This is a genomic window from Alsobacter sp. KACC 23698, assembly GCF_045348435.1.
Taxonomy (GTDB): Bacteria; Pseudomonadota; Alphaproteobacteria; order Rhizobiales; family Beijerinckiaceae; genus Alsobacter.
The window spans coordinates 560,672-573,185 of the sequence record NZ_CP157484.1 but is presented as its reverse complement, the minus strand read 5'-3'; the positions used below and the strand labels follow the sequence as shown (position 1 = coordinate 573,185).

Below are 12,514 nucleotides of genomic sequence, written 5' to 3'. Positions count from 1 at the left end.
GGGCGATCCGCCCAACGAGCCTGGCGCCGAGGCAAGCGTTCACCCTTGCGACCGAACGGGGTCGCGCGGGGCCGGCGCTCCTGCTATGGGAACGCCGAAAGCCCGCGCAGGACAGGGACATGGACCGCACGCCTCAGGACTTGGCCGACGCCCTCGCGGCGCAGTTCGCAGCCGCCGGATATGGCCGGGTCGAGCCGCCGGTGCTGCAGCCGGCCGACGTGTTCCTGGACCTCTCGGGCGAGGACATCAGGGCCCGCATGTTCGTCACCACGGACGCGGCGGGGCGCGAATGGGCGCTGCGGCCCGAATACACGATCCCGGTGGCGCGGGCCTACCTCGCCTCGCCGGGGGCGGCGGAGCCGGCGGCGCTCTCCTATGGCGGCCCGGTGTTCCGGCTGCGCGCCGGCGAGAGCGGCGAGTTCTGGCAGGCCGGCATCGAATCCTACGGCCGGCCCGACATCGAGGCCGCCGACGCCGAGGTCCTGGCGCTGGCGCATGAGGCCGTGCTGGCCATGGGGCTCTCCCAGCCGGAGATTCGGCTCGGCGACGTCGGCCTCTTCACCGCCCTCCTGGACGGGCTCGCCTTGCCGCCGGTCCGCGTGCGGCAGCTCCGGCGGGCCTACGCGCAGGGCCAGCTGGCGGCGGCGCTGGCGGCCGACATGGGCGGCCCGGCGACGGGCGCGGGCGGCGAGCACGCCGGGCTCCTGCGCGCCGTCCAGGGGCAGGATCCGCGGGCGGCCCGCGCCTTCGTGGAGGACGTGCTGAACATCGCCGGCATCTCGACCGTGGGCGGCCGCAGCGCGGCGGAGATCGCCGAGCGCTTCCTGGCCCGCGCCGAGGCGGACGCCGAGGGCGGCGTCAGCCCGGAGGCGGTCGCGGTGCTGCGCCGCTTCGCCGCGATCGCGGGCGATCCGGACGCCGCCTCGGCCCAGATGCGGGCGCTGGCGGCCGAAGCGCGGCTCGATCTGTCGCGCGTGCTCGACGCCTTCGACGCCCGCACCGGCTTCATCGCGGCGCGCGGGGTCGACGTGACCACCCTGGCGTTCTCGGCCGCCTTCGGGCGCAACCTCGACTATTACACCGGCGTGGTCTTCGAGATCCGCGACGGACGGCGCAGGGCCGGCGGACCCGGCGCGGACGTCAAGCCCGTGGTCGGCGGAGGCCGCTATGACGGGCTGATCCAGACGCTCGGCGCCTCGCACCCGATCCCGGCGGTGGGATGCTCCATCTGGCTCGACCGCCTCGCAGGAGCGACATTATGAGCGGCGCGGCGGCGGACGCCCCCTTGATCCTGGCCGTGCCCTCCAAGGGGCGGCTGCAGGAGAACGCCTTCGGTTTCTTCAAGCGCGCCGGCCTGCCCTTGTCGCAGGGGCGCGGCGCCCGCGACTATCGCGGCGTCATCGCGGGCGTCCCGGACGTGGAGGTGCTGTTCCTGTCGGCGTCGGAGATCGCCCGGGAGCTGGCCCAGGGCGGCGCCCATCTGGGCATCACCGGCGAGGACCTGATCCGGGAATCCATCCCGGACGCGGACCAGCGGCTGGAGCTCTTGACCCCGCTCGGCTTCGGCGCGGCCAATGTGGTCGTCGCGGTGCCGCAGGCCTGGATCGACGTGCGCCGGATGGCGGACCTGGAGGACGTCGCCTCGGTGTTCCGCACCCGGCACGGCCACAAGATGCGGGTCGCGACCAAATATGTGAACCTGACCCGGGCCTTCTTCGCCCAGCACGGGATCGGCGACTACCGCATCGTGGAGAGCCTGGGGGCGACCGAGGGGGCGCCGGCCTCCGGCGCGGCCGAGCTCATCGTCGACATCACCACCACCGGGGCCACCCTGGCGGCGAACGCCCTGAAGGTCATCGACGACGGCGTCATGCTGAAGAGCGAGGCCAATCTGGTCGCGTCCTCGGCGGCGCCCTGGGGAGACCGCGCCCGGCGGGCGGCCCGCGCCATCCTGGCCCGCATCGCGGCCGAGGAGGAGGCGCGCACCAGCCGCGAGGTCGTGGCGAGCCTGCCGCCTGCGGCGCTCGCCGCGGTGTCCGGCGAGGCGGCCGAGCGGTTCGCGGCGCGCGTGCTGCAGCGGGACGAGGCCGCGGGCGTGGCGGCGCTGCAATGCCCGGCCTCGCAGATCTTCAGCCTGTCGGAGTGGCTGGTCGGCCTCGGCGCGAGCCGCGTCGCCGTGCGCCCCAACGACTACGTGTTCCGCGCCTCCAACGCGCTGGTGGAGCGGCTGGAGCGGCGCATCGGCCCGGCCTGATCCGCGGCGCCGACGGGCGACGGTCCGTCCGGCCGCCATTGCGGGCGGCTGGCGACGTGACTATGCTCCGCCGCCGTTCCAGCAGGGGTCGTCCATCATGCGTCGTCGTTCGCCGTCCGCCCAGTCCTTCTCCCTCATGGGCTTCGCAGCCGCAGGGCTCGCCGCCCTCGTGGCGAGCCATGGCGCGGCGATGGCGCAGCAAAAGGGCGGCCGGCCCGCTCCCCCGCAGGAGGGAGGCGTGATCGTCCCCAAGCCGCAGAAGACCTTCCCGACCGACGTGCAGTGGACGCTCGTCAGCATCGGCGGCAAAAACGTCAGCGGCGGCGAGCGGCCGACCATCAGCCTCGACGGCCAGTTCCGGGCGCGCGGCTTCGGCGGCTGCAACACCTTCTCGGCCACCGCCTATCCGCTGCAGCAGCAGCATTTCGCCGTCGGCCCGATCGCCGCCACCAAGAAGGCCTGCGACAAGAGCGTGATGGAGTTCGAGCGGTCGTTCCTGCTCGCCTTCCGCACGTCCCAGCTGTGGGACACCAAGGACGGCTACCTGATCATCCAGAGCCAGCGCGGCGAGTTGCGCTTCCAGCGCTCGATCTGAGCCCGAGCGGGGCGGAGGCGTCCGGCCGCCGCTCCCCTCCCCGCCTCGCCTCGTCTCGCCTGCGGGGACGCTAGGCCGTCGCCTTCTGGGCCACCTCTTCGGGCGTGAACACGTCGCCCGCCGGCGCCATCGCGAGGTGGCGCTGGTGCATGGCGAGGAGCGTCGAGCGGTGGCCGATGGACACCACCGTGGTCCGGGGCAGGCGCTCGGCCAGCGTGCGGTAGAGCGCCGCCTCGCCGAGTTCGTCCAGCGCCGAGGTGGCCTCGTCGAGGAACAGCCAGTCGGGCTTGGCCAGCAGGGCCCGGGCGATGGCGACCCGCTGCTGCTCGCCGCCCGAGAGGCGCTGGGGCCAGATGTCCTCGTCGTCGAGGCGGTCGACAAGCGCCGGCAGCCTCGCCGCCGTCAGCGCCTCGCGGATCTCGGCGTCCGTGAAGGCGCCGCTGATGGCCGGGTAGGTGACGGCGGCGCGCAGCGTGCCCATCGGGATATAGGGGCGCTGCGGCAGCAGCATCACGCTCTGCCCCTCGGGCACGACCACGCGGCCGTCGCCATAGGGCCAGATGCCCGAGATGGCGCGCAGCAGCGTCGACTTGCCGGACCCGGACGGGCCGGTCAGCAGCGTCGCCTCGTGCGGCCGCAGCGCCAGGCGGTCCACCTTCACGATGGTGCGGCCGTCCGGCAGCGCGAGATCGAGCCCGTCGACATGCACCTCGGTCGCGCCGGCCTTCTGGGCGAGTTCGACGCGGGGCGGCTTGTGGCCGAGCTGGCCGGCCGATTCGAGCGCCACGTTGAACGTGGTCAGCCGGTCGATGACGGATTTGTACTCCGCCAGGCTGACATAGTAGCTGACGAAGAAGTTGAGCGCTCCCTCGACATTGCCGAAGGCGCCGGCGGTCTGGCTCATCTGGCCGAGCTGGATCTTGCCGGCGAAGTAGAACGGCGCGGCGATCACATAGGGGATGATCGGGCTGATCTGGCCATAGGACGCCGTGAAGGCGAGCAGGCGTTTGCGCACGCCGACGATCTGCCAGAAATTGGCCAGCACCGAGCCGAACCGGCCCATGACGATGCCGCGCTCGGCGCGCTCGCCGTCCAAGAGGGCCACCTGCTCGGAATATTCCCGCAGCCGGGCGAGCGAGAAGCGGAAATCGGCCTCGTAGCGCTGCTGGGTGAAGTTGAGCGGCACCAGCGTGCGGCCGATCAGGTGGGTGATGAGCGTGCCGACGCCGGCGTAGATCAGCGCCACCCAGAACAGGAAGCCTGGAATGACCACCTCGGTGCCGGGGATGGTGAAATCGGCCGAGATCGTCCACAGGATGATGGAGAACGACACCAGCGAGCTCACGGTCGCGAGAAGCCGGATGGAGAAGCTGTAGGTGGAATCGATGAAGCGGTCGATGTCGACCGCGATGCGCTGGTCCGGGTTGTCGGCGCCGATATTGGCCAGCGTCATGCGGTAGTGGCGGTGGTCGCCCAGCCACTCGGTGACGAAGCGGTCGGTCAGCCAGCGGCGCCAGCGGATGGTGAGGCCGGACTGGACGACATATTCGACGATGGCGCTGGCGATGTAGATCGCCACCCAGAGCAGGAAGACGGTGAACAGCAGCGACCAGAACGCGGCGGCGTTCTTCTCCTGGATGGCGTTGAACCAGTCGCGGTTGAAGAAGGACAAGCGCACCGAAATGCCGACCTGCGCCTGGTTGACGACCACGAGGAACACGATGGCGACCGCGGCGAGGCGGCTCTCCTTCACCTGGAACGCGCCGAAGGGCCAGATCCGGGCCACGCCGACCTCGCGCGTCTCGAAATAGAGGTCCGCGATGCGGGTGATGGTGCGGATCACATGCAGGTGCGAGGCGAGGTAGACGATCACCCCGAAGACGCCGACCGTCACCGGCAGGCTGGACGGCACGGCGAGGTCCGCCATCGCTTCCGGCCAGAGCCGGCCGCGGACCAGCAGCACGATCGCGCCGGTGACGATGTACTCCACCGCGAAGATCGACACGAAGATGCGCAGGAACACCGAGATGGCCGCCGACCGCCAGGTCGCGCCCGCCAGCAGCAGCCCTACGAAGGCCAGTCCGAGGGCGACGCGGTCGTCCCTGACCGCTCCGAAGATCGCCGCCACGACGGCGCCGGCCAGGACGGCCGCGGCGAGCGGCTTCAGCTTGGATCCTTGCATCAAGGGTCGGTCTCCCATCGCGGACGCATCGCCCGCCGTCGCAAACGGCGCGAAGGCTTAGCACGACGCGCCGGCGAACCGAAGCGGCCGAGACGCGGGAGCGGTCCTCGCCCTCCTCCGCGCTCGAGAAGGCCCGTCATCCCCGGCGGCGCGGAGCGCCGGGAAGGGCATCCAGGAGGTTGGGCGAGGCGCTCTTCGCCCGGCTTTTCTGGATCCCCTTCCCGCGCCTTCGGCGCGCCGGGGATGACGGAGGGTTTGGGAAGGGTCGCAGCCGGCCCCCTCGCCCCGGAACGGGGAGAGGGTGGGGGTGAGGGGTGGCGGGTATCCCCTCATCCGGCGCTGCGGGCTGCGTTCCCCCCGCGCCGGGGAGAAGGGCACGCGCGTTTATCTCCGCGGCCTTTCGGCCCGGAGGTGGAGGGCGGCGCGGAGCGGCGTCGCTGGAGACCCCACGGCGAGTGGGGTGGGTAGAGTGGAAGCCGGGAGGCCGCCAGGCCCCGCCGCTCCGCGCGCAGCGTTTGAAGGATAGAAGAGCCGGTCCCGGGGCGCTTTCAGCCCCTTCGCGCTTCGCTGGTCGGACCTTCGGTTCCATCCGCCGCCTCGACCGGGTCGTGAGCCCGGCTTCGACGGCCGCCGCCCCCGATCCACATCCGTCACGCTGCAGACGTCCCTCCGTGGACCGGAGCATGGACAGGGTTATAGGAATTTTATCCGCTTGTCAACCGTTATCCCCGGCGGCGCGCAGCGCCGGGAAGGGGATCCAGGAGGGTTGGGACGAGGGCGCCCTTCGCCCGGCCTTTCTGGATCCCCTTCCCGCGCCTTCGGCGCGCCGGGGATGACGAAGGCGAGGTGTGTGGGAAGCGCCGCAGCCGGCCCCCTCGCCCCGGAACGGGGTGAGGGGCGCTACGCGACGGCGCGGATCACCTTGCCGAGCTTGTCGACGAGTTCGCCGATCTGGTCCTCGGAGATGATCAGCGGCGGCGTCACCGCGATGGTCTCGCCGGTGATGCGGATCATCAGGTCGTGGTCCCGGAACGCCCGGTCCATGGCCTCAAAGGCGCGCTTGCCGACCGCATCGGGGCGCGAGGCGAGGTCGATGGCGCCGACCATGCCGACGGCCCGGATGTCGAGCACGTTGGGCAGGCCCTTCAGGGTCATGATCGCGTCGATCCACTTCGGCTCCATGGCCTTGGAGCGCTCGAACAGGTTCTCGTCGCGATAAAGGTCGAGCGTGGCGAGGCCGGCGGCGGCCGCCAGCGGGTGGCCCGAATAGGTGTAGCCGTGGAAGAGCTCGATGGCGTTGTCGGGCCCGTTCATGAAGGCGTCGTAGATGCCCTTGCGGGCGATCACGCCGCCCATCGGCACGGTGCCGCTATTCACCGCCTTGGCGAAGGTGATCATGTCCGGCACGACGCCGTAGCGCTCGGCCGCGAAGGCGCAGCCCAGGCGCCCGAAGCCCGAGATCACCTCGTCGAAGATCAGCAGGATGCCGTGCTTGTCGCAGATCTCGCGCAGGCGCTTCAGGTAGCCCTTCGGCGGCGGCAGCACGCCGGTGGAGCCCGCCATCGGCTCCACGATCACGGCCGCGATGGTGGACGCGTCGTGCAGGGTGACGATGCGCTCCAGGTCGTCCGCCAGATGCGCGCCCCATTCGGGCTCGCCCTTGGTGAAGGCCTGTTCCTGGCGATTGTAGGTGTGCGGCAGGTGGTCGACGCCGGCCAGCAGCGAGCCGAAGAACTTGCGGTTGTTGACGATGCCGCCCACCGAGATGCCGCCGAAGCCGACGCCGTGGTAGCCGCGCTCGCGGCCGATCAGGCGGGTGCGCGAGCCCTGGCCCTTCACGTTCCAGTAGGCGAGCGCGATCTTGAGCGCGGTGTCGACCGCTTCCGAGCCCGAATTGGCGAAGAACACGTGGTCGAGGTCGGCCGGCGCCAGCGCGGCGATGCGCGAGGCGAGCTGGAAGGCCTTGGGGTGACCGAACTGGAAGGTGGGCGCGAAATCGAGCTCGGCCGCCTGCTTCTGGATGGCCTCCACGATGGGCTGGCGGCCATGGCCGGCGTTGCAGCACCACAGGCCGGCGACGCCGTCCAGGATCTTGCGGCCCTCGGGGGTGATGTAGTGCATGTCCTTCGCGCCCGCGATCATGCGCGGGTTCTGCTTGAAGGAGCGGTTGGCCGTGAAGGGCAACCAGAAGGCGTCAAGGTCGTTCGGAGCGGCGTCGCGGCCGGACAGGTGATCGTGAGCGAGTGACAACGGAGCCTCCGAACGGTCGGGCGAGATGCCGAATTCTGCACGGAACCGTATCAGGGCCTCCAGCCGGGCGAAAGCAGCCGCAGGCGAGGCGGATGCGAAACTGCGGCGCGTCGCCGCAGCGTTTTCGAAGATTGTGCGAGCCGCAGGCTCCCGGCCGTCACGCCAGCGGGACGGCCTCGTAGCCGGCCTTGGTGATCGCCTCGGCGAGGCCGTGCGCATCGGCGCTCGTGCGGGCGTTGACGCGCGCATTGGCGAGGTCGACCGACACCTCGGCCCCGGGATCGATCTTCTTGACCACGCGGGTGACCGCATTGGCGCAGCCGCCGCAGGTCATCCCCTGCACGGCCAGCACGACTTCGGGCGCGCCTTCGCTCATTCTCGGCTCCTCATGCGATCGCCGCGCAGTCACGGCGGATCCCCTCCAGATAGGCGCGCCAGGGCGCGCGGCCAAGGAGGCGGACCCGGCGGGGGCGCCCGGAGCCTCAAAAAAGCCGGGCATGACGCGGCTATCCCTGGGAAAACGGCTTTCCCGAGGCGACCCGATGCGACACTCTCCCGCCATGCAAGATCGGCCGGGGCGCCGCAGGGCGATTCGCGCGACTTGCGCGTCGCCAAGCCGGCGGCCGTTGAACCGAAACATGAAGCCGAGCCAGACGTGAAGACCCGCATCCCGTGAAGGACAGGCTCGAACCTCTCGCCATCTTCGGCGCTGTCGTGGCCGTCTCGCTCGCGGTCGCCGTGACGGCGTGGGCGGGGCTGGGCGTGGCGTGGCCCTATGCGGCCCTGGCCGGGATGGCGTCGTCGGTGGCGCTCCTCATGGCGGCGGCGCAGTGGCGGCGCGGCGGGGCGCTCGATGCGCAGGCCCGGGCCAAGGTCGAAGCGCTGGAGGCGCAACTGGCGCAGCTTCGCGAGGAGTTCGCCGGCATGGGCGACCGCCTGGCGGTCCTCGACACCGCCATGGTGGAGTACAGCCGCAAGACGGTGAACGCCGTGGCGTCGGAGCTCGACCTCGTGGGATCGGTGGTGCGCGACCTCGCCCAGACGGTGGCGATGCACGACGCCGAGCTGTTCGCCAAGGCCGACCCGCCCCGGCCGCAGGCCCCCGTCCCCGTCCGGGCGGAAGCCTCGCAGCGGGCGCAAGCAAGCGCCTGGGCGGACGCGTCCCCGGCGCCGGAGCCTGCGGCATGGGCCCCGGCCGACCCTCCCGCCTTCGCCACGCCCGACGCCCGCGAGCCGGAGCGGCCGGCCGGCCTGTCGGCGGGGGATGCGGCCCTGGTCGCCCGCGCCATCATGCAGGACGGCGTCGAGCTGCAACTGCAGCCCATCGTGGCCCTGCCCAGCCGCAAGGTGAGCCTCTACGAGGCGCATCTGCGGGTTCGGCTGGCCGATGGGCGCGCCGTCGCCGCGCCGCAGGTCATGGATCTGATGCGGCGGCCCGCCGCCGATCTGGCGGCCCTCGGGCTGACCCAGGCCGAGCAGCGCGAGCTCGCCGGGCGGCTCGACGCGTTCCTTCTCGCCACCATCGCCAAGATCGCCCGGCACCTGCTGGGCCGGAACCGCGACGCGCCCATCCTGTGCGCGCTGAGCCCGCAGGCGCTGGTCGACCCGCAGGTCTACCGCGCGCTGAAGGAGCTGAAGTGGACCGAGCCGGACCTCGTGGGCAGGCTCCTGTTCCAGTTGGGCGTGCACGACATGCCGGCTCCCGGAGCGCTGGACGGCGAGGGTCTGGACGCCATCCGGGCGCTCGGTTTCCGCTTCGCGGCCCACGGGCTCGACCATTTCGGCCTCGACAGCCGCGCGCTGTTCGACCGCGGCTTCCGCTATGCGAGCGCGCCGGCCTGGCTGCTGATCGAGGCGGCCGAGGGTTCGATCGCGACGGACATCCATCCGGCCGACCTCGCCGGGCTCATGGCGCGCCATGGGCTGACCCTGATCGTCGAGGACATCGACGCGGAATCGACCATGGCCGAGCTCGCCGATTTCGGCGTGACGCTCGGCAAGGGCGAGCTCTTCGGCGGGCCGCGGCCCGTCCGCGCCGAGGTGCTGGCCGGCCAGCCGCCCGAGCCGGCCCCGGCCGCCGCGCCTGCGCCCGCCGCCTCCCCGGCCCCGCCGACGACCGCGCGGGCGCGCATCGCGGCGGCGGCCTCCGGGCCGGCGCGCGCGCCGGCGGGCTCGCCCGCCCCGCTCGCGACAGGGGACCGCGCCCTGACCCAGGCAGCCGCGAGGCTCGGGCCGACGCCGTCCGCCGCCCCGGGCGCTCCCGCGGCGCGCACGCCCTCCGCGCCGCCGGCGGCCGGCAACGCGATCGCAGCCGCGCCGGCGCGGCGGGCCGACGGCGCGCTGGCGCCGACCAGCCCGGCGGCGCCGCCCCGCCCTGCCGCAAGCGACGTGGACGAGATGCGCCAGTCGCTGCGCGCCTTCCTGACCCGCTCCAACGGCGCTTGAGGCGCCGGGGCGCGCCTTGACTCGGGCCCGCCCGCCCTATAGCCGCCGACCTGACGCGATCGGCGTCACGCAATCGCCCGCCCGCCCGTCCGTCCCCGGATGCGCTGCGCCAGGCGGCGCCAGCCGGTGATCCATGACCCTATCGACCCGCTCGACCCCCATCCTGACCGGCGTCCGCGACTGGATCGACCAGTTCGACGTGATCCTGTGCGACATCTGGGGAGTGCTGCATGACGGGCTGACCGCCCATCCGGGCGCCGCCGACGCGCTGCGGCGGTTCCGCCAGGGCGGCGGCACGGTGGTGCTGGTCTCCAACGCGCCGCGGCCGGCCATCTCGGTCGTGCCGCATCTGGACCAGCTCGGCGTGCCGCGCTGGGCGTGGGACGGGGCGGTGACCTCCGGCGACGTGACGCGGGCGATGCTGGAGGAGCGCGCCGACGAGCCGTATGTCTGGCTGGGCCCGGACCGTGACGAGCCTCTGTTCGAAGGGCTGGCGGCCAAGCGGGTCGCCTTCGAAGAAGCCTCCCTGCTGGTGTGCACCGGGCTGCTGCACGACGAGTACGAGACCCCGGAGCACTACGCCGGCATGCTGGCCGAGGCCCGCGCGCGCAGCATGACCTTCCTGTGCGCCAACCCGGACCTCGTGGTGGAGCGCGGCGGGGAGCTGGTCTATTGCGCCGGCGCGCTGGCCGACGCCTACCAGGCGCTCGGCGGCGAGGCGGTCTACGCCGGCAAGCCGCACGGCCCGATCTACGAGGCGGCCCTGGGCGTCGCGGCGTCGCTGCGGCGCGAGCGGACGCCGGAGAGCCGCGTCCTGGCCATCGGCGACGCGCTGCGCACGGACGTGGCCGGCGCGCATCTCATCGGCTGCGCCTCGCTGTTCGTGGCGCGCGGAATCCACACGCACGAGCTGGGCATCGCCGACCGGCCGCTGCACGAGGAGGGGCTGGCGAAGCTGCTCTCCAGCGCGCCCGTGCGGCCGACTGCGGCCATCGACAAGCTCGTCTGGTAGGCCGCCGGTTCGCCGGGTTCGGCGGTTCACGGCTCGCAACGCAAAAAGGGCGCCCTTTCGGACGCCCTTTTCGTTTCTGGTCTCGGAGAACCGAGCGGATGGACGACTTAGAAGTCCATGCCGCCCATGCCGCCGCCGCCGCCCATGGGCATGGAGGGCTTGTCCTTCGGGATCTCGGCGACCATCGCCTCGGTCGTGATCAGCAGGCCGGCGACCGAAGCGGCGTCCTGGAGAGCCGTGCGGACGACCTTCGCCGGATCGACGATGCCGGCCTCGAGCATGTCCACGTACTTCTCGGTCTGGGCGTTGAAGCCGAAGGTCTCGGACGGGTTCTCGCCAATCTTGCCGACCACGATGGAGCCTTCGACGCCAGCGTTCTCGACGATCTGGCGCAGGGGCGCCTCGAGGGCCTTCATCACGATGTTGATGCCGGCCTGGACGTCCGGGTTGTCGGACTTCAGCTTGGAGACGGCGCCCTTGGCGCGCAGCAGCGCGGTGCCGCCGCCGGGAACGATGCCCTCTTCCACCGCAGCGCGGGTGGCGTTGAGCGCGTCGTCCACGCGGTCCTTCTTCTCCTTCACCTCGACCTCGGTCGCGCCGCCGACGCGGATCACCGCGACGCCGCCCGCGAGCTTGGCCAGGCGCTCCTGGAGCTTCTCACGGTCGTAGTCGGAGGTGGTCTCCTCGATCTGCGCCTTGATCTGGTTGACGCGCGCCTCGATGTCGGAGCGCTCGCCGGCGCCGTCGACGATCGTGGTGTTCTCCTTCTCGATGCGGACCCGCTTGGCGCGGCCCAGCATGTTGAGGGTGACCGACTCCAGCTTGATGCCGAGGTCCTCGGCGATCATCTGGCCGGCGGTGAGGATCGAGATGTCCTCCAGCATCGCCTTGCGGCGGTCGCCGAAGCCCGGAGCCTTCACGGCCGCGACCTTGAGGCCGCCGCGCAGCTTGTTGACCACGAGGGTGGCGAGAGCCTCGCCCTCGATGTCCTCGGCGATGATGAGGAGCGGCTTGCCGGTCTGGACCACGGCCTCGAGGATCGGCAGCATCGCCTGGAGCGACGACAGCTTCTTCTCGTGGATGAGGATGTAGGGGTCCTCGAGCTCGGCGACCATCTTCTCCGCATTCGTGATGAAGTACGGGGAGAGGTAGCCGCGGTCGAACTGCATGCCCTCGACGACGTCGAGCTCGGTCTCGGCCGTCTTGGCCTCCTCGACCGTGATCACGCCCTCATTGCCGACCTTCTGCATCGCCTGGGCGATCATCTCGCCGATGGCGGTGTCGCCGTTGGCCGAGATGGTGCCGACCTGGGCGACCTCGGCGGAGGACGCGACCTTGCGGGCGCGGTTCTTGATGTCCTCGAGGGCCGCGGTCACGGCGAGATCGACGCCGCGCTTCAGGTCCATCGGGTTCATGCCGGCCGCGACGGCCTTGGCGCCTTCCTTGACGATCGACTGCGCCAGCACGGTCGCGGTCGTCGTGCCGTCGCCGGCGATGTCGTTGGTCTTCGAGGCCACTTCGCGCACCATCTGGGCGCCCATGTTCTCGAACTTGTCCTCGAGCTCGATCTCCTTGGCGACGGTGACGCCGTCCTTGGTGATGCGGGGAGCGCCGAAGCTCTTCTCGATGACGACGTTGCGGCCCTTGGGACCGAGCGTCACCTTCACGGCGTTGGCGAGGATGTCCACGCCGCGCAGCATCTTCTCGCGGGCGTCAGAGGAAAAGCGTACGTCTTTGGCAGCCATGACGTCATGCTCCTTGAATGGGATTCAGGAA

The 12,514-nt window shown here is 71.5% G+C and carries 9 protein-coding genes; 5 read left to right on the top strand and 4 right to left on the bottom strand.

The window, feature by feature from the left end:
- Positions 1-119: 119 nt before the first annotated feature.
- From ABEG18_RS02575 to ABEG18_RS02565, 3 genes are all read left to right on the top strand, one after another.
- A complete protein-coding gene (locus ABEG18_RS02575) occupies positions 120-1,262 on the top strand; it encodes an ATP phosphoribosyltransferase regulatory subunit (protein ID WP_406856534.1) in 1,143 nt (380 codons plus the stop codon).
- A complete protein-coding gene (gene hisG, locus ABEG18_RS02570) occupies positions 1,259-2,254 on the top strand; it encodes an ATP phosphoribosyltransferase (RefSeq protein WP_406856533.1) in 996 nt (331 codons plus the stop codon). Before ABEG18_RS02575 ends, hisG begins: the two co-directional genes overlap by 4 nt.
- A 97-nt stretch (positions 2,255-2,351) precedes the next feature.
- The gene (locus ABEG18_RS02565) at positions 2,352-2,849 is read left to right on the top strand and encodes an META domain-containing protein (RefSeq protein ID WP_406856532.1); all 498 of its coding nucleotides are present in this window, start codon (positions 2,352-2,354) and stop codon (positions 2,847-2,849) included.
- A gap of 70 nt (positions 2,850-2,919) precedes the next feature.
- Here ABEG18_RS02565 and ABEG18_RS02560 read toward each other — a convergent pair whose 3' ends face one another.
- The 3 genes from ABEG18_RS02560 to ABEG18_RS02550 form a co-directional block, all read right to left on the bottom strand.
- The gene (locus ABEG18_RS02560) at positions 2,920-5,031 is read right to left on the bottom strand and encodes an ABC transporter ATP-binding protein/permease (RefSeq protein ID WP_406858518.1); all 2,112 of its coding nucleotides are present in this window, start codon (positions 5,029-5,031) and stop codon (positions 2,920-2,922) included.
- A gap of 900 nt (positions 5,032-5,931) precedes the next feature.
- Positions 5,932-7,281, bottom strand: a complete 1,350-nt coding sequence (locus ABEG18_RS02555) for an aspartate aminotransferase family protein (protein ID WP_406856531.1) — start codon at positions 7,279-7,281, stop codon at positions 5,932-5,934.
- 157 nt (positions 7,282-7,438) lie between these two features.
- Positions 7,439-7,657 (bottom strand): heavy-metal-associated domain-containing protein, encoded by a 219-nt coding sequence (locus tag ABEG18_RS02550; RefSeq protein ID WP_406856530.1) that lies wholly within the window; start codon positions 7,655-7,657, stop codon positions 7,439-7,441.
- Positions 7,658-7,953: 296 nt separating this feature from the next.
- On the opposite strand from ABEG18_RS02550, the gene ABEG18_RS02545 reads away from it, so the two are divergent.
- Entirely contained in the window at positions 7,954-9,726 is a 1,773-nt protein-coding gene (locus ABEG18_RS02545) for an EAL domain-containing protein (RefSeq protein WP_406856529.1), read from the top strand.
- Between the two features lie 133 nt (positions 9,727-9,859).
- Positions 9,860-10,738 carry a TIGR01459 family HAD-type hydrolase gene (locus ABEG18_RS02540; protein ID WP_406856528.1) on the top strand — a complete coding sequence of 293 codons (879 nt, stop codon included), beginning with the start codon at positions 9,860-9,862 and terminating at the stop codon, positions 10,736-10,738.
- Positions 10,739-10,845: 107 nt separating this feature from the next.
- Here the strand turns inward: ABEG18_RS02540 and groL are convergent, their stop codons facing one another.
- Positions 10,846-12,483 (bottom strand): chaperonin GroEL, encoded by a 1,638-nt coding sequence (gene groL, locus ABEG18_RS02535; protein ID WP_406856527.1) that lies wholly within the window; start codon positions 12,481-12,483, stop codon positions 10,846-10,848.
- Positions 12,484-12,514: the final 31 nt, after the last annotated feature.

Bases quoted from the DNA above. Each gene is read 5' to 3' on its own strand.
- ABEG18_RS02575 (WP_406856534.1), top strand. From the start codon at position 120: ATGGACCGCACGCCTCAGGACTTGGCCGACGCCCTCGCGGCGCAGTTC.
- hisG (WP_406856533.1), top strand. From the start codon at position 1,259: ATGAGCGGCGCGGCGGCGGACGCCCCCTTGATCCTGGCCGTGCCCTCC.
- ABEG18_RS02565 (WP_406856532.1), top strand. From the start codon at position 2,352: ATGCGTCGTCGTTCGCCGTCCGCCCAGTCCTTCTCCCTCATGGGCTTC.
- ABEG18_RS02560 (WP_406858518.1), bottom strand. From the start codon at position 5,031: ATGCAAGGATCCAAGCTGAAGCCGCTCGCCGCGGCCGTCCTGGCCGGC.
- ABEG18_RS02550 (WP_406856530.1), bottom strand. From the start codon at position 7,657: ATGAGCGAAGGCGCGCCCGAAGTCGTGCTGGCCGTGCAGGGGATGACC.
- ABEG18_RS02540 (WP_406856528.1), top strand. From the start codon at position 9,860: ATGACCCTATCGACCCGCTCGACCCCCATCCTGACCGGCGTCCGCGAC.
- groL (WP_406856527.1), bottom strand. From the start codon at position 12,483: ATGGCTGCCAAAGACGTACGCTTTTCCTCTGACGCCCGCGAGAAGATG.